22 protein-coding genes are annotated in these 23,831 nt (G+C 67.2%); 14 read left to right on the top strand and 8 right to left on the bottom strand.

Annotated elements, in window-relative coordinates:
• Nucleotides 1-2 precede the first annotated feature (2 nt).
• Nucleotides 3-1,256: a branched-chain amino acid ABC transporter permease gene (locus MAY35_RS12300; RefSeq protein WP_238421683.1), complete on the bottom strand. Its 1,254-nt coding sequence runs from the start codon at nucleotides 1,254-1,256 to the stop codon at nucleotides 3-5.
• A gap of 262 nt (nucleotides 1,257-1,518) precedes the next feature.
• On the opposite strand from MAY35_RS12300, the gene MAY35_RS12295 reads away from it, so the two are divergent.
• From MAY35_RS12295 to MAY35_RS12270, 6 genes are all read left to right on the top strand, one after another.
• Nucleotides 1,519-2,088, top strand: coding sequence for a GNAT family N-acetyltransferase (locus tag MAY35_RS12295; RefSeq protein ID WP_238421579.1), 570 nt, complete (start codon nucleotides 1,519-1,521; stop codon nucleotides 2,086-2,088).
• 31 nt (nucleotides 2,089-2,119) lie between these two features.
• Nucleotides 2,120-4,900 (top strand): DNA polymerase I, encoded by a 2,781-nt coding sequence (polA, locus tag MAY35_RS12290; protein WP_238421578.1) that lies wholly within the window; start codon nucleotides 2,120-2,122, stop codon nucleotides 4,898-4,900.
• The gene (locus tag MAY35_RS12285) at nucleotides 4,900-5,991 is read left to right on the top strand and encodes an isocitrate/isopropylmalate dehydrogenase family protein (RefSeq protein WP_238421577.1); all 1,092 of its coding nucleotides are present in this window, start codon (nucleotides 4,900-4,902) and stop codon (nucleotides 5,989-5,991) included. The genes polA and MAY35_RS12285 overlap by 1 nt, the downstream gene beginning before the upstream one ends.
• A gap of 76 nt (nucleotides 5,992-6,067) precedes the next feature.
• Nucleotides 6,068-6,967: an ABC transporter substrate-binding protein gene (locus MAY35_RS12280; RefSeq protein WP_238421576.1), complete on the top strand. Its 900-nt coding sequence runs from the start codon at nucleotides 6,068-6,070 to the stop codon at nucleotides 6,965-6,967.
• A 1-nt stretch (nucleotide 6,968) separates the two neighbouring features.
• Nucleotides 6,969-7,928 (top strand): amino acid ABC transporter permease, encoded by a 960-nt coding sequence (locus MAY35_RS12275; RefSeq protein ID WP_238421575.1) that lies wholly within the window; start codon nucleotides 6,969-6,971, stop codon nucleotides 7,926-7,928.
• 29 nt (nucleotides 7,929-7,957) lie between these two features.
• Nucleotides 7,958-8,710, top strand: coding sequence for an amino acid ABC transporter ATP-binding protein (locus MAY35_RS12270; protein ID WP_238421682.1), 753 nt, complete (start codon nucleotides 7,958-7,960; stop codon nucleotides 8,708-8,710).
• A 9-nt stretch (nucleotides 8,711-8,719) separates the two neighbouring features.
• Here the strand turns inward: MAY35_RS12270 and MAY35_RS12265 are convergent, their stop codons facing one another.
• The 3 genes from MAY35_RS12265 to MAY35_RS12255 form a co-directional block, all read right to left on the bottom strand.
• Complete coding sequence (locus tag MAY35_RS12265) at nucleotides 8,720-9,583, bottom strand: class I SAM-dependent methyltransferase (protein ID WP_238421574.1); 864 nt, start codon at nucleotides 9,581-9,583, stop codon at nucleotides 8,720-8,722.
• A 43-nt stretch (nucleotides 9,584-9,626) separates the two neighbouring features.
• Nucleotides 9,627-10,739, bottom strand: a complete 1,113-nt coding sequence (locus tag MAY35_RS12260) for a trans-aconitate 2-methyltransferase (protein ID WP_238421573.1) — start codon at nucleotides 10,737-10,739, stop codon at nucleotides 9,627-9,629.
• Nucleotides 10,740-10,880: 141 nt separating this feature from the next.
• On the bottom strand, nucleotides 10,881-11,426 hold the full coding sequence (locus MAY35_RS12255) for a 2'-5' RNA ligase family protein (RefSeq protein WP_238421572.1): 546 nt from the start codon (nucleotides 11,424-11,426) through the stop codon (nucleotides 10,881-10,883).
• Nucleotides 11,427-11,616: 190 nt separating this feature from the next.
• Here MAY35_RS12255 and rpsA point away from each other — a divergent pair, with 190 nt between their 5' ends.
• A complete protein-coding gene (rpsA, locus tag MAY35_RS12250) occupies nucleotides 11,617-13,098 on the top strand; it encodes a 30S ribosomal protein S1 (RefSeq protein WP_238421571.1) in 1,482 nt (493 codons plus the stop codon).
• Nucleotides 13,099-13,176: 78 nt separating this feature from the next.
• Here the strand turns inward: rpsA and MAY35_RS12245 are convergent, their stop codons facing one another.
• Both MAY35_RS12245 and MAY35_RS12240 read right to left on the bottom strand, forming a co-directional pair.
• Complete coding sequence (locus MAY35_RS12245) at nucleotides 13,177-13,758, bottom strand: SWIM zinc finger family protein (protein WP_238421570.1); 582 nt, start codon at nucleotides 13,756-13,758, stop codon at nucleotides 13,177-13,179.
• On the bottom strand, nucleotides 13,755-15,215 hold the full coding sequence (locus tag MAY35_RS12240) for a DEAD/DEAH box helicase (RefSeq protein ID WP_238421569.1): 1,461 nt from the start codon (nucleotides 15,213-15,215) through the stop codon (nucleotides 13,755-13,757). Before MAY35_RS12240 ends, MAY35_RS12245 begins: the two co-directional genes overlap by 4 nt.
• A gap of 57 nt (nucleotides 15,216-15,272) precedes the next feature.
• On the opposite strand from MAY35_RS12240, the gene MAY35_RS12235 reads away from it, so the two are divergent.
• The 5 genes from MAY35_RS12235 (at nucleotide 15,273) to MAY35_RS12215 (ending at nucleotide 19,268) form a co-directional block, all read left to right on the top strand.
• Nucleotides 15,273-15,464, top strand: a complete 192-nt coding sequence (locus tag MAY35_RS12235; protein WP_238421568.1) for a hypothetical protein — start codon at nucleotides 15,273-15,275, stop codon at nucleotides 15,462-15,464.
• 118 nt (nucleotides 15,465-15,582) lie between these two features.
• Nucleotides 15,583-16,329, top strand: coding sequence for a TetR/AcrR family transcriptional regulator (locus MAY35_RS12230; protein WP_238421567.1), 747 nt, complete (start codon nucleotides 15,583-15,585; stop codon nucleotides 16,327-16,329).
• Between the two features lie 65 nt (nucleotides 16,330-16,394).
• On the top strand, nucleotides 16,395-17,627 hold the full coding sequence (aztD, locus tag MAY35_RS12225) for a zinc metallochaperone AztD (protein WP_238421566.1): 1,233 nt from the start codon (nucleotides 16,395-16,397) through the stop codon (nucleotides 17,625-17,627).
• 139 nt (nucleotides 17,628-17,766) lie between these two features.
• Nucleotides 17,767-18,663 carry a dephospho-CoA kinase gene (coaE, locus tag MAY35_RS12220; RefSeq protein WP_238421565.1) on the top strand — a complete coding sequence of 299 codons (897 nt, stop codon included), beginning with the start codon at nucleotides 17,767-17,769 and terminating at the stop codon, nucleotides 18,661-18,663.
• Between the two features lie 257 nt (nucleotides 18,664-18,920).
• Entirely contained in the window at nucleotides 18,921-19,268 is a 348-nt protein-coding gene (locus MAY35_RS12215) for a hypothetical protein (RefSeq protein ID WP_238421564.1), read from the top strand.
• 8 nt (nucleotides 19,269-19,276) lie between these two features.
• Here MAY35_RS12215 and MAY35_RS12210 read toward each other — a convergent pair whose 3' ends face one another.
• Entirely contained in the window at nucleotides 19,277-19,873 is a 597-nt protein-coding gene (locus MAY35_RS12210; protein ID WP_238421563.1) for a DUF402 domain-containing protein, read from the bottom strand.
• Between the two features lie 103 nt (nucleotides 19,874-19,976).
• On the opposite strand from MAY35_RS12210, the gene uvrB reads away from it, so the two are divergent.
• Both uvrB and MAY35_RS12200 read left to right on the top strand, forming a co-directional pair.
• Complete coding sequence (gene uvrB / locus MAY35_RS12205) at nucleotides 19,977-22,133, top strand: excinuclease ABC subunit UvrB (RefSeq protein ID WP_238421562.1); 2,157 nt, start codon at nucleotides 19,977-19,979, stop codon at nucleotides 22,131-22,133.
• 180 nt (nucleotides 22,134-22,313) lie between these two features.
• A complete protein-coding gene (locus MAY35_RS12200; RefSeq protein ID WP_238421561.1) occupies nucleotides 22,314-22,757 on the top strand; it encodes a universal stress protein in 444 nt (147 codons plus the stop codon).
• 51 nt (nucleotides 22,758-22,808) lie between these two features.
• On the opposite strand, the gene MAY35_RS12195 is transcribed toward MAY35_RS12200, so the two are convergent.
• Entirely contained in the window at nucleotides 22,809-23,711 is a 903-nt protein-coding gene (locus tag MAY35_RS12195) for a hydroxymethylglutaryl-CoA lyase (protein WP_238421560.1), read from the bottom strand.
• Nucleotides 23,712-23,831 lie beyond the last annotated feature (120 nt).

The raw sequence follows: 23,831 nt of genomic DNA, 5'->3' as shown, positions 1-23,831 counted from the left end.
GGTCAGCCGATCCTCGCTCGAGATCCGAGAATGCCCTGGGGCCGGATGGTCAGGATGATGATCAGGATCAACAGGCCGCCGATGTACTTCAGGTCGGGACTGAGGAAGTAGGTCGACAACTGGACCAGCAGACCGACGATCACACATCCGAGCAGTGCGCCGTAGGCCGTGCCGAGTCCGCCGAGGGTGATGCCGGCGAACATCAGCAGCAGGAGCTTGAACCCCATCTCCCACTGCACGCGACCACCCAACTCGGACAGCGCGAACATCACCCCGCCGAGCGTTGCCAGGCCGCCGGCCAGGGCCCACACGAAGAGGATGACCCGGTCGACATCGATACCGGACGACTCGGCGAGGTCCTTGTTGTCGGCGACCGCGCGCATCGCCTTGCCGATCCTGGTGCGCTGCAACAACAGTGCGACTCCGAGGAGCACCACGATGCTGATGACGATGCACGCCAGGTTGACCGGGGTGATCGCGAACGGACCCGAACCGATCTGCGTCTGCGCCTGATAGTCGTCGAACGGCTCGGACCGGTCGGAGAAGAAGATCAGGATCAGGTAGCGCAGCACCAGGGACAGGCCGATCGACACGACGAGCATGGCGATCAGCCCCGTTCGTCGTCGTCGCAACGGTCTCCAGAGGCCGAGTTCGTTGAGGATGCCGATGCCGACGCCGACGATCACCGCGAGGACCGTCGCCGGGATGAGCTGCACGCCGAGTTTCACGTTGATGACCCAGGCGATGACCGCACCCAGGGTCACCAGCTCGCCGTGCGCGAAGTTCGTCAGGCCGGTCGTGCCGAAGATCAGGCTGAGTCCCACCCCGGTGATCGCGATGATCAACCCGAACCGGATCCCGTCGATCGCCAGACGGGTCAGTTCCGATGCCGCCGACACCTCGGTACCGGTGCGCACGTCGCCGAAGGAGAAGATGACCGGGCGTGCGGTCCCGCCGCTGACGTCGACAGGCAGTTCGGCCTTCTGGACCTCCACGCCGTCGGGCAGCGACTCGGTGTCGACGACGATCGTGTACTGGCCCGGGGGCACGTTGATCGACCAGGCGCCCGTGGCCGAGGACGTCGCCGTACCGACCACGGCGCCCGACGCGTTCTTCGCCTCGAGTTCGACGCCCTCGACCTTGTCCGGGCCGTTTCGCAGCACTCCGAAGACGCGTACCGAATCGCCGGGGGCGGCGGTGGCGGCACCGGTGCCGAGGACTCCGAAGAGGATCGAGGCGGCGACGAGCAGCAACATCGCGATCGCGGTGGGCCGCTTGGGGAAACCGGGAACAGGCGGATGGCTCTCGATCTCGGAGCGGTCATCGAGAGCGCATCGGGGCGGCGTCTGTGTACAGGTGCCGGCGCGTTGCGATGTCATCCTGCGGGACATTAGCGGCAGCGTCGTCACCACGTGGCGACAACGACGTTTCCCGGAAGTAACTTCTGGCGCGCGCCGCGGCCGCGACGATCGGCGCAATGTGGCGTCGGGGAGCTCATCCGGGTCGTACGCTGGACCGATGGTCCCGGTCACCGTCGAAACCACCACCGATGTCGAACTCGCCAGTGGACTGCTCGCGCAGGCCTTCGCCGACGACCCCGTGACGGTGTGGATGCAACCCGACACCTCGCGGCATCGCGTCATGTTCCGCACGCTGCTGACCTACAGTCACGGCCCGAAGGCGACACTCGACCTCGCGATGCGCGACGGACAACCGGTGGGCGCCGCCGCCTGGGACCCGCCCGGGCACAAGGTGTCGACGACAGCGCAGATCGCGTCCATGTGGGGGTTCTTCCGCGCCATGGGCTCCCGGATGAGTCGCGGCGCCAAACTCGAGGAGGAGTTCGGCAAACGCAGGCCCAAGGAACCGCACTGGTATCTCGGCCAGATCGGTGCCCCCGTTCACGGCGTGGGTGTCGGCACCACCCTCCTGCGCCACCGGCTCGACCAGATCGACGGCCCCGCGTATCTGGAGTGTTCCAACGTTCGCAATGTGCCGCTCTACGAGCGCTTCGGCTTCGCGGTGACCGAGGAATTCCAGTTGCCGCTCGACGGTCCGAAGGTGTGGACCATGTACAGGCCGATGTGAGCTGTCGGGACCGATCACTAGACTCTGCGACGTGAGTCCAGCGCAGAGTTCCCCGGCAACGACCCCCGCCACGGCGACCGCAACAGCAGGCAAGTCGGCGGCCGGCGGCAAGGGCAAGACCAAGCAGCCGGTGTTGATGCTGCTCGACGGGCACTCCCTGGCCTACCGTGCGTTCTTCGCCCTGCCCGCGGAGAACTTCAAGACGCATTCCGGTCAGACCACCAACGCCGTCTACGGCTTCACGTCGATGCTCATCAATCTGTTGCGCGACGAGGAACCGACCCACATCGCGGCCGCCTTCGACGTCTCGCGCAAGACGTTCCGCTCGGAGATGTATCCGGAGTACAAGGCGCAACGGTCCAAGTCGCCCGACGAGTTCAACGGGCAGGTCGACCTCACCAAGGAGGTTCTCGATGCCCTCGGGGTCACCGTGATGGCCATCGAGGGCTACGAGGCCGACGACATCATCGCCACCCTCGCGACGAGGGCGCGGGAAGACGGTTACAAGGTTCTCATCGTCACCGGTGACCGCGATTCCCTGCAGCTCGTCGACGCATCGACCACCGTGCTCTATCCGCGCAAGGGCGTCTCGGACCTGACCCGCTTCACCCCCGAGGAAGTGGAGAAGAAGTACGGACTGACCCCGGCGCAGTACCCCGACTACGCGGCACTCCGGGGCGACCCGAGCGACAACCTGCCGGGCATCCCCGGGGTCGGGGAGAAGACCGCGTCGAAGTGGATCCGTGAGTACGGCTCGCTGGCAGCGCTCGTCGACCACGTCGACGAGGTCAAGGGCAAGGTGGGCGACGCGCTGCGCGCGCACCTCGCCTCGGTGCAGACCAACCGTCAGCTCACCGAGCTGGTCCGGGACATGCAGCTACCGGCGTCCCCGGACGATCTCGCCATGGTCGGCTGGGACCGCGACCGAATCCATCAGCTCTTCGACGACCTCGAATTCCGCGTCCTGCGCGACCGGCTGTTCTCGACGCTCAGCTCCGTCGAGCCCGAGGCCGAAGCAGGTTTCGACCTCGACGGCGCGGTCCTCGGTGCCGGCGAGGTGGCGGGCTGGCTGACCGAACACGCCCGCACCGGACGTACCGGACTCGCCGTCACCGCGCCGCACGTCGTCGTCGGTTCCGACCCGAGCGGAATTGCGATCGCGGCCGCCGACGGTTCCTCGGCCTACGTCGACGTCACCGCGATGAGCCCGGAAGACGAAGCGGCGCTTGCCGAATGGTTCAGTGACGCGTCAGCACTGAAGGCGGTGCACGAGGCCAAGTGGGCCGTTCACGCGTTGCGCTCCCGAGGGTGGAAGCTCGACGGCGTCACCAGCGACACCTCGCTGGCCGCCTACCTGGTCCGGCCGGGACAGCGGTCGTTCAACCTCGACGATCTCGCGCTGCGCTACCTGCGGCGCGAGTTGCGGGCCGACGACGGGCCCGGCAACGGACAGATGTCGCTGCTCGACGACGACACCGACGGTCATGTGGCCGAACAGCACATGCTCGAGGCGCGCGCGGTCCAGGAGCTCGCCGACACGCTCGACACCGAACTCGACCGCATCGACTCCAAACCCCTCCTGACCGAGATGGAGCTGCCGCTGTCGTTCGTCCTCGCCGATGCCGAGGCTGCCGGCATCGCGGTCGACGTCGATCATTTCGGCGCCCTCGAGAGCATGTTCGCCGACCGCATCCGGGCCGCGGCCGAGGCGTCCTACGAGGTGATCGGCGAGCAGATCAATCTCGGTTCGCCCAAACAGCTTCAGACGGTGCTCTTCGACAAGCTGGACATGCCGAAGACCAAGAAAACCAAGACCGGATACACCACCGACGCCGATGCGCTGCAGTCGCTGTACGAGAAGACCGAACACCCGTTCCTGGCGCACCTGCTTGAGCATCGCGACGCCACGCGACTGAAGGTGACCGTCGACGGCCTGCTGAAATCTGTGGCCGACGACGGTCGCATCCACACGACGTTCAACCAGACGATCGCCGCGACCGGTCGCCTGTCGTCGACCGAGCCGAACCTGCAGAACATCCCGGTGCGCACCGAGGCGGGTCGGGAGATCCGCCGAGGCTTCGTCGTCGGCTCCGACACCGAGTCCGGGGCACCCTATGAATGCCTGATGACCGCCGACTACAGCCAGATCGAGATGCGGATCATGGCCCACCTGTCCGAGGACGCCGGCCTCATCGAGGCCTTCAACACCGGTGAGGACCTCCACAACTTCGTCGGATCACGGGCGTTCGGGGTGCCGATCGACGAGGTGACCACCGAGATGCGTCACCGGGTGAAGGCCATGTCGTACGGACTCGCCTACGGCCTCAGCGCTTTCGGGTTGGCGGCGCAGCTCAAGATCAGTCGCGACGAGGCCAAGGAACAGATGGAGGCGTACTTCGCCCGGTTCGGCGGAGTCCGGGACTACCTGCACGATGTCGTCGCCGAAGCCCGCCGTAACGAGTACACCGCAACGCTTTTCGGTCGTCGTCGATACCTGCCCGATCTGAACAGTGACAACTGGCAGCGTCGACAATCCGCCGAGCGGATGGCGTTGAACGCGCCGATCCAGGGGACTGCGGCCGACATCATCAAGGTCGCGATGATCAACGTGCACAAGCGTCTCGCTGCCGAGAAGCTGCTGTCGCGGACGCTGCTGCAGGTGCACGACGAATTGGTCATCGAAGTCGCCAAGGGCGAGCGCGACGCGGTCGAGGCGGTCGTGCGCGAGGAGATGGGCAGCGCCATCACGTTGTCGGTGCCACTGGAGGTGTCGGTCGGATTCGGTCGGTCCTGGGACGACGCGGCACATTGATGGCCCCGGACGCTCGGCGGGTCGGTGTTCTGGTCGGGGACGGGATCGGACGCGAGATCGTCCCGGCGGCGATGGCCGTCGCCGATGCCGCCGCCCGCGTCGAGGGTGTCGAGATCGAGTGGCGAGAGCTGCCTTTCGGGTCGGACGCCATCGCCTCGCACGCCGACCCGGTGCCGACGGACACCCTGTCCGCCCTCGACGAACTCCCGCTGTGGATGGTCGGCCCGCACGACTCCGCGTCGTATCCGCCCGAACACAGCGGTCGCACGCCGGGAGCGGTGTTGCGCACCCGCTACGACCTGTTCGCGAACCTCCGGCCGGCAGTCGCATTTCCCGGCGTCCCCGCGGTGAAGCCGGACATGGACGTCCTGATCGTCCGAGAGAACTCCGAAGGCCTCTACGCCGATCGCAACATGGCCGTCGGCAGCGGCGAATTCATGCCGACACCGGACGTCGCACTGTCGGTGGGGCTCGTCACGCGAGGTGCGAGCGAGCGCATCGCTCGTGTCGCCTTCGAAGCCGCGCTCGATCGCGCGGGTCCTCACCGGCCGGCGCGGGTGACGATCGTGCACAAGGCCAACGTCCTGCGTCTGACGACGGGCCTGTTCCGCGACGTGTGCCGCGAGGTGGCCGCCGACTTCCCCGACGTCGACGTCGACGAGCAGCACGTCGATGCGATGGCCGCCCTGCTCGTCCGTCGTCCCGGCGACTTCGACGTCCTCGTCACCGAGAATCTGTTCGGGGACATCCTGTCGGACCTGGCGGGTGAGTTGGCGGGTTCCCTGGGGATCGCCGGCTCGGTGAACTGCTCGGCGAGCCGAGTCATGGCTCAGGCCACCCACGGTGCCGCACCCGACATCGCGGGCCGCGGGATCGCGAACCCGGTGGCGATGATCGTGTCGGTGGCGATGGCGTTCCGCCGGTACGGACAGATGGTCGACGATGCCGCGCTCGTCGCCGCGGGAGTACGCATGGACGCCGCCGTCGCCGCCACCCTCGCGTCGACCGCCACGTCCGATCTCGGCGGCAGCGCGTCGACCTCCGAGTTCGCGGACGCGGTCGTGGCGGCTGTCCGGGATGACCGGGCATGAACGGCGGGTGGCGAGCCGGGGCGGTGCGGGCGAATTACAGTGTGTGGGTGCGCTCGGCCGGACGAAGGGAAGTGGAGTGACGCGTGTGGCTCGCTGGCTCGGCGTCCTCCTCGCACTCACCGTTGTGGTGAGCGGCTGCGTGAACAACGAGGAACGCGAACGCGCCAACCAGGTGATCCCCATCGACGTCGATGTCGCGATGGTGCCCGAGATCGCCGCGCTCGTGCCCCCCGAGATCACTCGCACCGGACGGCTCGTGGTCGGGGTCAACATCCCGTACCAGCCGAACGAGTACAAGGACGCGACCGGGAAGATCGTGGGCTACGACGTCGATCTGATGAACGCGGTCGGCAAGGTGCTCGGACTGGCTCCGGACTACAAGGAGTCCCAGTTCGACACGATCATCCCGTCCGTCCAGGCCGGCACCTATCAGGTGGGCATGTCGTCGTTCACCGACACGCTGGAACGCGAGAAGCAGGTCGACTTCGTCACCTACTACAGCGCGGGGGTGCAGTGGGCGCAGGCGTCTGACAACGACGACGTCATCGACCCCGACAACGCGTGCGGACTGCGGGTCGCGGTACAGACCACGACCTACGAGGACACCGACGAGGTGCCCGCCAAGAGCGCGGCCTGCGTCGCCGCGGGCAAACCCGCGATCGACAAGGTCAAGTTCGACAGCCAGGACGAGGCGGTCAACGCATTGATCCTCGGCCGCGTCGACGCGATGTCTGCCGACTCGCCGGTCACGGCCTACGCCATCAAGCGCACCGAGGACCGTCTGAAGCCCGCGGGTGGGGTGTTCGACTCCGCCCCGTACGGGTGGCCCGTGCGCAAGGGGTCGCCCCTCGCGCTCGCACTGCAGCGCGCCGCGCAGTATCTGATGGACAACGGACAGTACCGAGAGATCGCGGCCAACTGGGGCCTCGAGGAGGGCATGATCGATGTCTCCGAAATCAACGGCGCGGTGAGCTGACATGAGCTCACCGCAGCCCACCCCAACGGCGACAAGCGAACCCGAACCGATCAAGGCCATCCCGCTGCGGCGGCCCGGTCAGTGGATCGCCGCCGTCGTCATCATCGTGCTCGCCGGCCTGTTCATCTACGGTGCGGCGACCAACGAGGCCTACGGCTGGGGCACCTACGGCAACTACCTGTTCGATTCGCGCATCCTGTCGGGCGTCGGGTACACACTCGCGCTGACGCTCCTGTCGATGACGATCGCGATCGTCCTCGGCGTGCTGCTCGCGATCATGCGGTTGAGTCCCAATCCCGTATTGCGGGGTACGTCGTGGGTGTATCTGTGGATCTTCCGCGGCACACCGGTGTACGTGCAGCTGGTGTTCTGGGGTCTGTTCCCGGCGATCTACAAGCAGATCGATCTCGGCATCCCGTTCGTCCACCAGTTCGTCACGCTCGACATCCAGACCCTCAACGCGGCGTTCCTGTTCGCGGTCATCGGGCTGGGTCTCAACGAGGCGGCCTATATGGCCGAGATCGTCCGCGCCGGGGTGTCGTCGGTGGGCGAGGGACAGACCGAGGCGTCGGTGGCGCTGGGCATGTCGTGGTCGCAGACCATGCGACGCACCGTGCTCCCGCAGGCGATGCGCGTGATCATCCCGCCGACGGGCAACGAGCTCATCAGCATGCTCAAGACTACGAGCCTGGTTGCCGCGGTGCCGCTGACGCTCGACCTCTACGGGCGCCAGCGCGACATCTCCGGCGTGATCTTCGAACCGATCCCGCTGCTGCTCGTGGCCTCCACCTGGTACCTCGCGATCACCAGCATCCTGATGGTGGGGCAGTACTACGTGGAGCGCTACTACGCCAAGGGAGCGACCCGTCACCTGACCGCCCGGCAACTCAAGACCATGGCCGATGGTGCCGCGACGGCGCCCGGTGGTGCCGCCGGGCCCGCAGGGGGAGAAAAAGCGTGAGCGTGGACGGGATGCCGGCGAGCACGCCGATGGTCCGGGCCGACCGGGTCTGCAAGAGTTTCGGCTCGGTGGAGGTCCTCAAGGGGATCTCGCTCGAAGTCGCGCGCGGTGAGGTCTTGTGCCTGATCGGTCCGTCCGGTTCGGGCAAATCGACGTTCCTGCGCTGCGTGAACCACCTCGAGCGGGTCAACGCGGGACGTCTCTACGTCGACGGCGACCTCATCGGGTACCGCGAGCGAGGCGACAAGCTCTATGAGATGAGCGCCAGGGACGCGGCGACCCAACGTCGCGACATCGGCATGGTCTTCCAGCACTTCAACCTGTTCCCGCATCGGACCGCGCTCGAGAACATCATCGAGGCGCCGATGCAGGTGAAGAAGCAGTCCCGCGCCGAAGCGGAAGAGAAAGCTCGCTACCTGCTCGACCGGGTCGGGCTGTCGTCGAGGTCGGATGCCTATCCCGCGCAGCTGTCGGGCGGACAGCAGCAGCGGGTCGCGATCGCCCGAGCGCTGGCGATGGATCCGAAGCTCATGCTCTTCGACGAGCCGACCTCGGCGCTCGACCCCGAGCTCGTCGGCGACGTGCTGAAGGTGATGCGCGAACTCGCCGCGGATGGCATGACCATGATGGTGGTGACCCACGAGATGGGCTTCGCACGCGAGGTCGCCGATCAGTTGGTCTTCATGGACGCCGGCGTCGTGGTGGAGAAGGGCGATCCGCGGGAGCTGCTCGCCAATCCACGGGAACCGCGGACGCGTGAGTTCCTGTCGAAACTCCTCTGAGGCCGGTCCTCACCCGGTCTTGTGGCTGCAGAAGATCGCTGTACCCGGAAAGTAGCTGCCGCGCAACGGACTCCACTGTCCCCATTCGCGGTCGAAGCCGTCCGGCCACTCGGGTTCGATGATGTCGTCGAGGACGAAACCGGCCGATCGGAGTTCGCGCACCCGGTCGCCGATCGTCCGGTGGTGTTCGACGTAGGTCAGGGCACCGTTCGCGTCCGTCTCGGTGTAGGGGGTGCGGTTGAAGTAGGGGATGCGCACGGTCAGTCCCTCGGGGCCGGGATCGTCGAGGAACATCCACCGCATGGGGTGGTTGACCGCGAACACCCAGCGGCCACCCGGTTTCAGCACCCGCGCCACTTCGGCCATCACCCCGGCCGAGTCCGCGACGAACGGGACGGCACCGAACGCCGAGCACGCGGCGTCGAAGGACTCTGCCGCGAACGGCAACGTCTCGGCGGTCGCCTGCACGAGCGGAACGCGGACACCTTCGGCGGCCATCGCGTCGAGCCCGATGCCCAGCATCCGACGTGACAGGTCGACGCCGACGGCGCGCGCACCGTGCGCGGCGAGCCAGCGGGCGCAGGGAGCAGAGCCACAGCCGATCTCGAGGATGTCGCGGCCGACGATGTCGCCGAGGAGGTGCGCGTCGGACTCGCGCACACCTTCGGGGCACCAGACGAAGTCGCCGCCCGTGCTGTATGTGCCCAGAAACTCACCGTGTTCGACGTGGTAGTTGTCCGCGTCGTGATCCCACCACCACCGGCTGGCGCGGTCGCTCGTCACGGAATCGACCTCGCCGAGGATGCGTGGTGCACGCACCGCGGGGTCGGGGCTCGACGTGGAGTGCGCGGAATCCGCCTCATCGGAGGGCATCCTGCGATCTTAGAACTTCGGGCAGGGCCGTCCGGTGACCTGCTCAGGTGGTCAGTTCGTAGAAGCGGAAGAAGCTGAAGTCCTCGATCGGCAACACCACGACGTCTCGATAGCCCGCGTCGCGGGCATACGTTCGTAGCGTCGAGGTCCGGAAGACGGTTCCGGTGGCGGCCGACGGGGGAGAGCTCATCGAATCCGGAAGGCACACCAGCAGCGAGAACCCGTACATGATTTTGTCGAGATCGTCTGCCGGGCCGGTGAATTCGTCGGAAACAGCCTCGTCCATCACGATCATCGAGGCACCGGGGGACAGTGCGGCGCGGACGGCGGCGAGTACTTCGACGGGCCGAGGCATGTCGTGCAGACACTCGAAGGCGAACGCGGCGTCGAACGGGCCGTGTGCGGTGGCCTCGTCACCGTCGGCGACGAGGAATCGCACCCGGTCCGTCATCCCCGCGGCAGTGGCGTTGTCCTGTGCCATCCGCACCGACGCCTCGTCGACGTCGAGCCCGACGAACTCGGCTTCCGGGTACGCCCGCGCCAGTGCGATCGTGGAGTACCCGGCACCGAACCCGATGTCGGCGATGCGGGCACCCGGCCGCGAGAGCGTCGCGTGCAGGTGGTCGATGCCGGCCAGCGCAGGCGCCAAGCGGGAGTCGAACCAGGGGCGGTTCAAGGCCGCTTGGCACTCGCGGGCGTCGGCGCCGAGCGCTTCCCAGCTGACGCCCCCGCCGGTGCGGTAGGCGTCGAGCAGTTCCGGCAGATGTCGGGCCGCGGCGGCGAACATACGAGGCAGTGCGCCGAGATAGGACAGGCTCGCGGTGTCGGTGAGCACCTCCGCGACGCCCGCGGAGATGCCGAACACCGGGGGATCGGTCGACAGGTCGACGTCGAGGATGCGGTAGGCGCTCTGCATCTCCAACCATTCCCGGGCGTATCGGGCGTCGGTGTTCGTGCGCGAGGCCAGCGCCTCGGCGGAGAGCGGCCCGTGGTCGGCCAGGCAGCGGTACCACCCGAGTCGTTCGCCGAGGTACACGCTCAAGGTCTCGACGGTCGCGAGTGTGGAGGCGAACAGCCGCTCGGCGAACACCTCCGCGCTGACGGCGTCGTCGGCGCCGGCCGCGTGGCTGTCGCTGTGGGTCGGTGCTTCGGTCATGACTCGATAATCACCTGTTGTGACGCGCATCACCAATGTTTGCCGACAACAGGCGTCGAACGAATGAACGCGCCGGTTCGGGACGCGGACGACCGTGATCTGTCCGGCGGGGGTGTGCGAGGGCGCTCTGACCGTCGTCGGTCAGCAGGCCCGCCCCGGGAGAATGTGGTCGACGCCGGCGTCGGGGTCCCAACGACGAAGTGCGACAAAAGAACCCGCGATCTCGGCACGGAGGTCCAGGATGCCGAGCGCATGCGCGAGCTGGTCCGGGTCGAGGCGACGGGCGAGCGTGACGTGAGGCGTCCATCGGCCCGGCTGGGTGTGGGCGAACGCCGGCGACGAGTCCCGGCCGAGGAACTCCGCGGCCAGCCGATCGACCTGGGTGTGGATCGACAGCAGTTCGGTCGTGGGCACCACGAGCCGGGCGAGGGTGGACCGCCGGCCGTTGCCGAACACGAGTGGGGCGCCGAGCATCATATCCACGGGGAGGCGCATGGCCGCCGGTGTCAGCGCGGCGTCTGCCCCTGGATCGATCGTCGACGCCGCGATCAGAGTGACGTGCGGACGGTTCGTCGTCGAGGCGACGCGGCCCTGGTGGGGCAGTCCGGCCTCGGCGAGTACGGCCCATTCGTCGCGAACCTGCTGGTCGGACGGGTCGTCGAGAATCAGTTCGAGCGAGTGAGCCACGTGTTCATGGTCTCATTCTCGAGCCATTTGCCCAGCACAACGCCGCTGGAGTAGGCTTCTCCACGCGCGTGAGCCCGATGACGCGCGGTTCGCACTTGCCCGACCGGCGACAGGCCGGTCCAGGTGGTGGCGATCAACACAGCTTTGAAGAATCGTACCTACTACACACTTGTCCGGAGCAACTCAACATATGTCGTCCCCCACGATCACCTCGCCGCAAGTAGCCGTCAATGACATCGGCACTGCCGAGGACTTTCTCGCCGCCATCGACTCAACGATCAAGTACTTCAACGATGGCGACATCGTGGAAGGCACCATCGTCAAGGTCGATCGGGACGAGGTTCTGCTCGACATCGGTTACAAGACCGAAGGCGTCATCCCTTCTCGCGAACTGTCGATCAAGCACGATGTGGACCCCAATGAGGTCGTCAACGTCGGTGACGAGGTCGAGGCCCTGGTCCTCACCAAGGAGGACAAAGAAGGTCGTCTGATCCTCTCCAAGAAGCGCGCGCAGTACGAGCGGGCGTGGGGCACCATCGAGGAGCTCAAGGAGAAGGACGAGGCCGTCAAGGGCACCGTCATCGAGGTCGTCAAGGGCGGCCTGATCCTGGACATCGGCCTGCGTGGCTTCCTCCCGGCATCGCTGGTGGAGATGCGTCGCGTCCGCGATCTGCAGCCGTACATCGGCAAGGAGATCGAAGCCAAGATCATCGAACTCGACAAGAACCGCAACAACGTGGTCCTGTCGCGTCGCGCATGGCTCGAGCAGACCCAGTCCGAGGTCCGCAGCGAGTTCCTGCACCAGCTGCAGAAGGGCCAGGTCCGCAAGGGCGTCGTGTCCTCGATCGTCAACTTCGGTGCGTTCGTCGATCTCGGCGGCGTCGACGGTCTGGTGCACGTCTCCGAGCTGTCCTGGAAGCACATCGACCACCCGTCCGAGGTCGTCGCCGTGGGCGACGAGGTCACCGTCGAGGTCCTCGACGTCGATCTGGATCGCGAGCGCGTGTCGTTGTCGCTCAAGGCCACCCAGGAAGATCCGTGGCGTCAGTTCGCCCGCACCCATGCCATCGGCCAGATCGTGCCCGGCAAGGTCACCAAGCTGGTGCCGTTCGGTGCGTTCGTCCGCGTCGACGAGGGCATCGAGGGTCTGGTCCACATCTCCGAGCTGGCCGAGCGCCATGTCGAGGTGCCGGATCAGGTCGTCGCCGTCGGTGACGACGCGATGGTCAAGGTCATCGACATCGACCTCGAGCGTCGTCGTATCTCGCTGAGCCTCAAGCAGGCCAACGAGGACTACACCGAGGAGTTCGACCCCTCGAAGTACGGCATGGCCGACAGCTACGACGAGCAGGGCAACTACATCTTCCCCGAGGGCTTCGACGCCGAGACCAACGAATGGCTCGAAGGCTTCGAGAAGCAGCGTGAGGCATGGGAGGCCCGGTACGCCGAGGCCGAGCGTCGCCACAAGATGCACACCGCCCAGATGGAGAAGTTCGCCGCTGCTGCCGCAGAGGCCGCCAACGCCCCGACCGACTACTCGTCGGCCTCGGAGAGCCACGGAGGCTCCGCCTCGTCGAGCAGCAGCTCGACCGGCGGTTCGTCGGCCGGTGGTTCGCTGGCCAGCGACGAGCAGCTCGCCGCACTGCGCGAGAAGCTGTCGGGCAACGCCTGACATCGTCGCTCTCTGAGCACCGCAGAGAAGCCCTCCCGGATTCCGGGAGGGCTTCTCTCGTCTGTGCTCGCCTGACCGTCAGTCGCGCGGGCCGGCGTCCCAGTAGTTCCGGACATCGAAGGCGGTCAGTGTCGTCCAGCGCGGGTGCCTGTGGTCCGGCGGTGGATCGGAGGCGGCGTCGCCGGTTGCGTCGAGCGAGATGTCGAAGTCGCGCAGGCGCAAGGCGAGTGCCGGCTCTCGATCGATGGCCGCGGCCGTTGCGTACAGGACGGCGAGGATGTGAACGCATCGGTCCCCGCGCCCTCGACAGGAGCAGTCCGCCACATCCAGGGCAGCTTGCGACCACGCCCCGGATTCGACGACCCGCCGGTACGTCTCGTCCCCGGGCTCGTTGGCCGCGCCCAGGGCTATCCGCAGGATCGAGGCGGCAGCAGTCGTCATCGGTGCGAACTCGAGTTGGGCGACCGAGGCCTGTCCGCCCCGCTGAACCACTCCGCGGACGGACCGGCCGTCGACGACCAGATCGACCCCGCCGTTGCGGGCGATGCTGCGAGCGCGTGGCGCCCGCGGTTCCGGTGATCGGGCGGACAACGGCTCCGCAAGTCGAACGACCTCGGCGCCCCAGCGCGTGTAGCCGAATTCGGCTGTCGCATTGCTCATTCGGACTCCCTGCCGCGGCGCAGCATGTCGATCAGCCGCTCGTCGCCGAGACGGGTCAGCTCGGTGAGGGCCGAGGTGTCACCGGCGTGGGTCCCGAAGGCGGATTTGCGTCGATGGAGGTTGTCGATGTGCTCCTCCACGGTGGTTGCCGTCGTCAGCGTCGTGACGGTGACCGGACGCTGCTGGCCGATCCGGTGGACCCGGTCCGATGCCTGCGCCTCGACGGCCGGATTCCACCAGCGGTCGAAGTGGACGACGTCGCACGCACGTGTGAGGGTGAGACCGACGCCGCCGGCCTTCAGACTCATCACCATCAGGTCGGCGCCGCGGCCGGACTGGAAATCCGAGACGAGTTCACTCCGGCGGGTTGCCGGGAGACCGCCGTGGAAGAACTGTGCGTCGACGCCGAGTTGTTCGGCGACGTGGCGGACGAGGAGCTCGCCGGTTTCCCGATACTGGGTGAAGACGAGCGTGGGCGCGCCGGTCCGAAGGTTCTCGTCGAGGATCTCGGTGCACAGGTCCAGCTTGCCGGACCGACCCGCGAGAGCTTCGTCGTCACCGGTGACCAGGGAGGGGTGATTGCAGATCTGTTTGAGCCGGGTGAGTGTGGCCAAGATCCTTCCGTGCCTCTCGATCCCGGAACCGAATCCGTTTCCTTCGATGTCGGCGAGGTGGTCGTCGTAGAGTCGGGCCTGCTCCTCGGTGAGGTCGACGAGAAGCGGATTGAGGATCTTCGGCGGCAGGGCGGTGGCCACGCGGGACTTGGTGCGTGCCAGCAAGACCGGAGCCACCGCCACGCGAAGCCGTTGCAGCGCTCCGGCGTCGCCGTCGTTCACCGCCCGGGTGAACCGCCGCCGGAAGACCGCCTTGTGGGGGAACAGGGCAGGTGCGACGACCCGCAAGATGGCCCACAGGTCGTCGAGGCTGTTCTCGATCGGTGTGCCCGTCAGCGCGATGCGCGCGTGGGCGTCGACGTCGCGGGCCGCCCTCGCGACCTGGGTGCGGGGATTCTTCAGTGCCTGCGCCTCGTCGTATATCACTGTCGCCCAACGCCGCTCGCGCAGGTGATCGGACCCCAGGCGCAGGCGGGCGTAGGAGATCACGGTGACCGACCCCGTGGTGGTCGGCGCGTTCTCGAGCAAGCCGGCGGACACTGTCAGCGACGGTGCGAAACGGCCGATCTCGTGCGCCCAATTCGTCACCAGGCTCGTCGGGCACACCACGAGCTGTGGCCCCTCCGACGCACGGAGACACAGCAGTCCGATCGCCTGCAGCGTCTTTCCGAGCCCCATCTCATCGGCGAGAACGGCTCCCGTGGACGCCTCGGCCGTCTGCGCCAGCCACGAGATCCCTCGGATCTGGTACGGCCGCAGCGTGGCATGTACCGAGTCGCGGAGTCGACCTTCGACGGAAAGGCAGTCGCGCAGTACGTCGCGCGCGAAGCCGGCGGTGGTCACCGCTGTGCCGGTGGGATCCACCTCGGCGTGTGCGGCGAGCGGGAGCGGTGTGTCGGGGTGGCCGGCGAGGACGCGCTGCCAGGCCTGCGCCGACGGTGCGAGCCGCGCCGCGTGGTCCGACTCCTGCGCGGCGAGCTCGCCGGCGTCTACGAGGTCGCACGCGATGTCCCGGACGACGAGGTCGTTCCCGTCCGGGACTGCGAGGCGACATGTGTCTTCACGGCCGCTGCTGTCCTGATCGTGCGATGACCAGAGCGCGAACTGGTGGAGGTCGGGAAGGTAGGTGGCCTGGACGGGCAGCGGAGCACCTCACTTGGTACGGTGTACGGAGTAATGACTCGGTACACCGTACGGGAAAGGTGGCAGCGTGTCGACCGTCGACGATGTCCGTGCACTCGTTCGTCTGCTGTGGCGAGCCGAGATCGGGGCCCAGGCGCCGCGTCGCGGTCCACGCCAACGGATCTCCGTCGACGACATCGTGGACACGGCCATCCGTCTCGCGGACGACCGCGGACTGGATGCGCTGTCGATGCGTGTGCTCGCGGGCGAGCTCGGGATCGGGCCGATGACGCTGTACACCTACATACCGACACGTGACGTCTTGGTCGCCCTCATGATCGATCAGGTGACCGCGATGTCCCCGATGCCCGTGCGGTCGTCCTCTGTGCTCGATTCGCTTGCGGCCGTGGCGCATGTGTTGCGCGCCGAGTATCTGGCACACCCGTGGTTGCTGCATGCCTCGCCGTGGCGGCAGGTCCTCGGTCCCCATCGGTTGGCTCGCTACGAGCGGCAACTCGAGTTGCTGGAAGACGTGGGGATCTCGGACCTGGAGCGGGACAACGTCATCGTCCTGGTCGGTGCCTTCGTGACGGGTAACGCCCGCGAGGCGCTCGGGGCGCGAGCCGCGGCGGCAGAGACGGGGATGACGGACGTGCAGTGGTGGGAGGCGGTTGCGCCGGAGTTGGATGCGGTGATCCCCGAAGGTGCGTTCCCGTTGGCGGACCGTGTCGGTACCGCTGTCGGAGAGCATCATCAGGCTCCCGGTGCTCCCGACGAGGCGTTCGTGTTCGGCCTCGCTCGGGTCCTCGACGGATTGCGGCCGCTGGTGGGTTGACGTCACTCCGCACTGGAAACCATGCGTTGTTGACAATGATTTTCGTTTGACTGTTGACTGTCCGGGTGTTTGCACAACGGACAAATCTGACCCGATCCCTCGCGCTCTTCGCCGCCGCGTCCTTCGCTCTCGTCGCTTGTGGAAGCGAGGATTCAAGCGAATCCGCGCCCGCGTCGAGTTCCGCCAAGGCCGTCGAACAGCAGAGCGCCACACCGCGTCTCGCACTGAGCTACGACGGCGGAATCCTCGTCCTCGACGCGGAATCCCTGGAGCAGGTCGCCGACCTTCCCGTCGACGGGTTCATCCGGCTCAACAGCGCCGACAACGGCCGCAACGTGTTCGTGTCGGAGTCGGACGGATTCCGTGTCCTCGACATGGGCACGTGGACCCGTCAGCACGGCGACCACGGTCACCACTACACCACCACGCCGACTCTCACCGACATGACCTTCGGTGGCGAGGAGCCGGGCCACGTCGTACCCCACGACTCCCGGATCACGCTGTTCACCGACGGAACCGGAGAGGTCGACATCGTCGAACCGGCCGAGCTCCTCCGCGGCAACCCTGCGTCGACGACCTTCACCGTTCCCGAGCCCCACCACGGCGTCGCGGTGTTCCGTGAGGACGGGACCGTCGTGACCACCGTCGGCAACGAGGACTCGCGCAGTGGTATCGCGATCCTCGACGGTGAGCGCAAGGAGATCGTGCGCAACGACCAGTGCCCCGGTGTCCACGGTGAGGCGGCCGGCGCGGACGGGGTCCTCGCCTTCGGGTGCGAGGACGGGATCCTGATCGTCAACGGGAACGAGATCCGCAAGGTCGACAGCCCGGATCCGTACGGTCGCATCGGTAACCAGGCCGGTAGCGAGGAGTCCCCGATCATCCTGGGCGACTACAAGTCCGACCCGGACGCCGAACTCGAACGCCCGACCCGCTTCTCGCTCACCGACACCCGCACCGGTCAGCTCCGGCTCGTCGATCTCGGCACGTCGTACAGCTTCCGGTCCATCGAGCGTGGCCCGGGCGGATCCGCCGTGATCCTGGGTACCGATGGCGCCCTGCATGTCTTCGATGTCAACACTGCGCAGGAGATCGCCGAGATCCCGGCGGTCGGCGCGTGGACCGAGCCGGACGAATGGCAGTCCCCGATGCCGAACGTGGTGGTCCAGGAGAACATCGCCTACGTCAGCGATCCCGCAGCCAAGAAGATCGTCGCCATCGATCTGACCAAGAACGAGAAGGTCGGCGAGGCTGATCTGCCGCACCAGACCATCGAACTCGCCGCGGTCACCGGCTAGCGACGACCTCTCTTCTCGGCCCCGGTTCCCCGGGGAGACCTCGACAGCAGTCATCTTCGAGGGTCTCCCGGGGAACCGGGGCCGACCGGCTTTCCGCCCGTGTGGCCGTTTCATCGGAGGGTTTGTCAGACTGGTGGGCGTGATCAGGCTTGGGCTGACCGGCGGCATCGGCGCCGGCAAATCGACCGTGGCAAAGACCTTCGTCGAACGGGGCGCGTACATCATCGACGCCGACAAGATCGCCCGGGAGGTGGTCGAACCCGGTTCGGAGGGCCTGGCCGCGCTCGTCGAGGCCTTCGGCGACGACATCCTCGCCGCGGACGGGGCGCTCGACCGCCCCGCGCTGGCGGCCAAGGCATTCGTCGACGACGACTCCCGCCAGAAGCTCAACGGCATCACCCACCCGCTGATCGGTGCGCGCACCCAGGCGCTGCTCGACGCGGCACCCACGGATGCGATTGTCGTGCAGGACATCCCTCTCCTGGTCGAGAACCACACGGCGCCCTTCTTCCATCTGGTGGTCATCGTGTACGCGGACGCGGAGGTGCGCCTACACCGGCTGACGACGATGCGCGGCGTCGGCGAGGCGGACGCGCGAGCGCGTATCGCTGCGCAGGCGACCGACGACCAGCGTCGTGCGGTGGCCGATGTCTGGCTCGACAACTCGGGTGCGCCGGAGGACCTCGCGGCAGCTGCTGCCCGGATCTGGGATGAGCGCCTGCTGCCCCTGGAAGCCAACGTCCGGGCGCGACGTGTAGCCACGCCGGTCCCCGAACTGGTTGCCGCGGAGCCGAACCCGGAGGGTCCCTCGGCCCGCTTGGTGAACAGGCTGTGGGCGCTGGCCGGCGAACTCGCGACAGCGGTCGACGTCGTCGATGCGAAGTCGGTCACCTTGCAGATCACCGCGCGTGATGCCGAAGCCGCCGCCGGGCTGGGCGACCGTCTGGCCGACGGCGGTTTCGCCGACGCCGGCCCGGACGCCTACGGATCGTGCGATCCGGGCCGCCCCGCGACGGTGCGGGTGACCGTCGGGTAGGACACGCCGCAAAAAGTGACTACAAACGTTTCCCAAAGTGGTCCGCGTGGCGTCACACGCTGCTAGCTTGTGAGTCGCGTACTCCCGACACCCGGGGGTGCAAGGCGCATCGAAGCTGAGGAGCGGAGCAGAACATGGTCGGTCGGGGTAGTAGGAATCGGTCTCGAATCATCGGGGGCGCAATCGCATTCGGCGTCCTGTCGTGCGCGGGCACAGCGTTCGCCGGTCCAGCCGACGCGGCTCTGCAGGGCATCGCGGTGGACACGCTCGCCGGCTACGGCTCGTCGGCCAACGGTTCGGCCAACTACGGGACCTATGGCGCAGGCTGCGACTACGAGCTGTCGGTCCTCGTCGGGGATCCTCGATCGTCGAAGTCCAATCTGAAGGTCACCTCCACCGGGAACGGTCGCACGGCGACGATCTACGACCAGAAGCCGACCAGCGTCGAGATCACACCGGTCTGGCGCCCGCCGGCACCGGGACGATATGTCCTGACCGCCACCCTCGACGGAGTCACGAAGACCCGGTCGGTCACCGTGGGCACCGGTGTGCCGTTCCCCGAGTTCATCCGCGGGGGAGCCTGTTTCGTCCTACCCACCTACTGACTACCCACCTACTGAGCGTCGTGCCGGCTGTCATAACGGTGGTCGCGGAAGAAGACCACGCCACCCGCGGTCGCGTCCAGCCACGCCTGCACATCGTGGCCGTGCTCGGCTGAGCCGACGAGAGCCCGCATCGCGATCTCCATGGCCTCGACACACCGGACGGTCTCGAGCAGACCGCTCCGGTGTGCCTCGAGCAGTTCATCGGCGTCGAGCAGCACCGGCGGTGTTCCGGGAACGTCGACCAGATCGAGGTACCAGTCCTCGGCGTGCCAGTGCCCGTGCTCGTCGGGGCCGTGGAAGTGGCCGATGTCGAGATAGAGTCGCTGCCCTTCGCGGTAGCCGCCCTGGTAGTGGAAGATGTTGGCGCGCAGTCCCAGGGCGGGCAGAAGCCACGACTCGAGGTGGTCGAACCTCGGGTGGCCGGGTGCCCTGCGCGACATGTACAGCCCGTACTCGGTGACGCGATACTCGTCGACCTCCCGGACGAACCCCTTGTTGTCGGTGTTCGTCATCGCCGGAACGTCGAAGACCTCGCGCTTGGGCGGGTGCAACGGTGGTGGCGCGGGTGCCGGTGCGCCGGCAGCCGGTCCACGATCGGTCATCATGCTCTGAATCTAGACAGGGGAGCGGGCGGGCGGGGCCGACCCGGTGGTCTGTCCGCACGGTCCGGGGAACACATGTGTCATAGGGCGCGTTTACCCTGGCACTATGGCTTTTGCAGCAGAACGCCCCGTCATCGCGCACTCGGAGTTCCGGCCGGTCGGCGAGATCGAGCGGACCGAAGGCCACTTCACTGTCGTCAGCGAGTACGAGCCGGCGGGTGATCAGCCCGCCGCCATCAAGGATCTGACCCAGCGGGTGACCGCGGGCGAGAGGGACATCGTGTTGCTCGGTGCCACCGGCACGGGCAAATCGGCGACGACGGCCTGGCTGATCGAGCAGGTGCAGCGACCGACCCTGGTGATGGCCCCGAACAAGACCCTGGCCGCCCAGCTCGCGAACGAACTGCGGGAGATGCTCCCGAACAATGCGGTCGAGTACTTCGTCTCGTACTACGACTACTACCAACCCGAGGCCTACATCGCCCAGACCGACACCTACATCGAGAAGGACTCGTCGATCAACGACGATGTCGAGCGACTCCGTCACTCGGCGACGTCGAGTCTGCTGTCGCGACGGGATGTCGTCGTGGTCGCCTCGGTGTCCTGCATCTACGGTCTCGGCACCCCGCAGTCCTACCTCGACCGCTCCGTCGTGGTCGAGGTAGGACAGGAGATCGACCGGGACGCGCTGCTGAGATTGCTGGTCGACGTCCAATACACCCGCAACGACACCGCATTCACCCGCGGCAGCTTCCGCGTCCGCGGTGACACCGTCGAGATCATCCCGTCCTACGAGGAACTGGCGGTGCGCATCGAGTTCTTCGGCGACGAGGTGGAGGCGTTGTACTACCTGCATCCGCTGACCGGCGACGTCGTCCGGCAGGTCGATTCGCTGCGCATCTTCCCGGCCACGCACTATGTCGCCGGTCCCGAGCGCATGGAGCGGGCGATGGCGAGCATCGAGCGCGAGCTCGAGGACAGACTCGCCGAGCTGGAGGGCAAGGGCAAGCTGCTGGAGGCCCAGCGGTTGCGGATGCGCACCACCTACGACCTGGAGATGATGCGGCAGGTCGGGTTCTGCTCGGGTATCGAGAACTACTCGCGCCACATCGACGGCCGCGCCTCCGGCACCGCACCCGCGACGCTGATCGACTACTTCCCGGACGACTTCCTGCTGGTCATCGACGAGTCGCATGTGACCGTCCCCCAGATCGGTGGCATGTACGAGGGCGACATGTCCCGCAAGCGCAACCTCGTCGAGTACGGGTTCCGGCTGCCGTCGGCGGTGGACAACCGGCCCCTGACGTGGGACGAGTTCGTGGACCGCATCGGGCAGACGGTCTACCTGTCGGCCACCCCGGGGCCCTACGAACTCGGACAGTCCAACGGTGAGTTCGTCGAGCAGGTGATCCGGCCGACCGGTCTCGTCGATCCGCAGGTCGTCGTCAAGCCGACCAAGGGGCAGATCGACGACCTGGTCCACGAGATACGGGTCCGTACCGACCGCGACGAGCGTGTCCTGGTGACCACGCTGACCAAGAAGATGGCCGAGGACCTCACCGACTACCTGCTGGAACTCGGTATCCGCGTCCGGTACCTGCACTCGGAGGTGGACACCCTGCGCCGGGTCGAGTTGCTGCGGCAGCTGCGGTCGGGCGACTACGACGTCCTGGTCGGCATCAACCTGTTGCGCGAGGGCCTCGACCTTCCGGAGGTGTCGTTGGTCGCCATCCTCGACGCCGACAAGGAGGGGTTCCTGCGCAGCACCACGTCGCTGATCCAGACGATCGGCCGCGCCGCGCGCAACGTGTCCGGCGAGGTTCACATGTACGCCGACAAGATCACCGACTCGATGCGCAATGCGATCGACGAGACCGAGCGTCGCCGGGAGAAGCAGGTCGCCTACAACAAAGAGCATGGCATCGACCCGAAGCCGTTGCGCAAGAAGATCGCCGACATCCTGGACCAGGTGTATCGCGAGGCCGAGGACGAGGCGGTCGCGGTGGGAGGTTCGGGCCGCAACTCGAGCCGCGGTCGTCGTGCGCAGGGCGAGGTGTCGAAGGCGGGCAGCTCGGGCGTCATCGAGAAACGCGACGTCTCGGCGATGCCGCGGGCCGAGCTCGCCGATCTCGTCAAACAGCTGACCGATCAGATGATGAATGCCGCTCGGGACCTGCAGTTCGAGCTGGCCGGACGGTTGCGCGACGAGATCGCCGACCTCAAGAAGGAAATGCGCGGGATGGACGCCGCGGGCATCAAGTAGGCAGATGACCTGCGATGTCCGGTTGATCGTCGCACGGTGTCAGTGTGCCGATCACCACGATCGGGGGACAGACGCACCCGTGGCAAACTAGTGTCCCGAAGCAAGACCCCTGTTTCTATGGGGATTCGCGGTGACGCCTCGCTGATGGGCAGCGAGGCGATTTCATGTCGGGAGGTTGGGATGAGCTCTTACGAAACCGTCGTCGTCGGGACCGACGGCTCCGAGTCGTCGATGAAGGCCGTGGAGCGTGCCGGTGCGCTCGCCGGGGATGCGCAGCTGGTGATCGCCTGCGCGTATTTTCCGAATGAGCGCGGCGCCGGCGACGCCGCCGACATCCTCAAGGACGAGGCCTACCAGGTCACGGGATCGACCCCCACCGAGGAGATCCTGCGTACCGCCAAGGAGCGTGCGGGCAAGGCCGGCGCCACGAACATCGTCCAACGTCCGGTCAAGGGTGCGCCGGTCGACGCGTTGCTGCAGCTGGTGAGTGATGTCAAGGCCGACCTGCTCGTCGTGGGCAACCGAGGATTGAACTCGATCGCGGGGCGGCTCCTCGGCTCGGTGCCGGCCGACGTCGCGCGCAAGTCCGCATGCGACGTGCTGATCGTGCACACCACCGGATAGAAACCGGCGGTACCACCGCCGCCACTGCTCGTGCTCGACGATGTCCCCGCCTCAGCGGGCTGCCGGGAAACCCCCGGCACGCCCGAGGAGTGCGGGGACGTCTTTGTCGAGGGCCCGGCCCAACCAGTGCGCGGCATCGATCAAAGCCGACATGTCGATCCCGGTGTCGACACCCGAGCGGTCGAGCGCGTAGATCAGGTCCTCCGAGGCGATGTTCCCGGTCGCTGCCGGCGCGAACGGACACCCGCCGAAGCCGCCGATGCTGGCGTCGAGCGCGCCGGCGCCGGAGTCCAGGGCGGTCAGGGCGTTGGCATACCCAGTGTTGCGGGTGTTGTGAAAATGCCAACGCTGTGGAATCCCCGGCGCCCGCGCCGCCGCGAGCTCGGCGAGCCGGCGCACCTGCGCGGGCACACCGACCCCGATGGTGTCGGCCAGTGCGATCTCGTGGGGCGCGGCGCCATCGGTCAGACGCGCGACGATGTCAGCGACCCGTTCCGGGGCGACGTCCCCGGCAAAAGGACATCCGAACGACACCGCCACCGTCACGGTCGTCGCCAGACCTGCGGCACGGGCGTCGCGGACGACATCGATCGCGGCCGCAACGGCCTCGTCGACACCGCAGCCCTGATTGCGATGGCTGAACTCGTCGGTGGCGGCAACCACCGCGTTCACCTCGTCGACCGCGGCGCCGAGTGCCCGGTCGAGTCCGCGCCGATTGAGGACGAGCCCGATGTAGGAGACTCCCGGCGCGCGCGGGACCCCGCGCATGACCTCCTCGGCGCCGGCCATCTGGGGCACACGCGCGGGATTGACGAAGCTGACCGCCTCGATGCGGCGGACGCCGGCGTCCACGCTTCGGACGATCAACTCGACCTTCTCGTCGACGGACAGCAAGGTTTTCTCGTTCTGCAGACCGTCGCGCGGGCCCGCCTCGATCATCTGCACCGGAGTCATGGCCCGATCTTGCCCGCTGCGAGGCGTGCCGTCACCGGCCGGGGCCACCGGCGTCGTCTCGCGGCGTGATTCGGTGTCGGTCGAACGGACTAATCTCGTCGTCGTGTGGCCGGTCACGGC

Source organism: Gordonia sp. 'Campus' (assembly GCF_022206305.1).
Taxonomy (GTDB): Bacteria; Actinomycetota; Actinomycetes; order Mycobacteriales; family Mycobacteriaceae; genus Gordonia.
This window is presented reverse-complemented; position numbering and strand designations above follow the sequence as displayed.

Coding starts and splice junctions, on each gene's coding strand:
- MAY35_RS12300 (WP_238421683.1), bottom strand. CDS start 1,256: ATGTTGCTGCTCGTCGCCGCCTCGATCCTCTTCGGAGTCCTCGGCACC.
- MAY35_RS12295 (WP_238421579.1), top strand. CDS start 1,519: ATGGTCCCGGTCACCGTCGAAACCACCACCGATGTCGAACTCGCCAGT.
- MAY35_RS12285 (WP_238421577.1), top strand. CDS start 4,900: ATGGCCCCGGACGCTCGGCGGGTCGGTGTTCTGGTCGGGGACGGGATC.
- MAY35_RS12275 (WP_238421575.1), top strand. CDS start 6,969: ATGAGCTCACCGCAGCCCACCCCAACGGCGACAAGCGAACCCGAACCG.
- MAY35_RS12270 (WP_238421682.1), top strand. CDS start 7,958: ATGGTCCGGGCCGACCGGGTCTGCAAGAGTTTCGGCTCGGTGGAGGTC.
- MAY35_RS12265 (WP_238421574.1), bottom strand. CDS start 9,583: ATGCCCTCCGATGAGGCGGATTCCGCGCACTCCACGTCGAGCCCCGAC.
- MAY35_RS12260 (WP_238421573.1), bottom strand. CDS start 10,739: ATGACCGAAGCACCGACCCACAGCGACAGCCACGCGGCCGGCGCCGAC.
- rpsA (WP_238421571.1), top strand. CDS start 11,617: ATGTCGTCCCCCACGATCACCTCGCCGCAAGTAGCCGTCAATGACATC.
- MAY35_RS12245 (WP_238421570.1), bottom strand. CDS start 13,758: ATGAGCAATGCGACAGCCGAATTCGGCTACACGCGCTGGGGCGCCGAG.
- MAY35_RS12210 (WP_238421563.1), bottom strand. CDS start 19,873: ATGATGACCGATCGTGGACCGGCTGCCGGCGCACCGGCACCCGCGCCA.
- uvrB (WP_238421562.1), top strand. CDS start 19,977: ATGGCTTTTGCAGCAGAACGCCCCGTCATCGCGCACTCGGAGTTCCGG.
- MAY35_RS12200 (WP_238421561.1), top strand. CDS start 22,314: ATGAGCTCTTACGAAACCGTCGTCGTCGGGACCGACGGCTCCGAGTCG.
- MAY35_RS12195 (WP_238421560.1), bottom strand. CDS start 23,711: ATGACTCCGGTGCAGATGATCGAGGCGGGCCCGCGCGACGGTCTGCAG.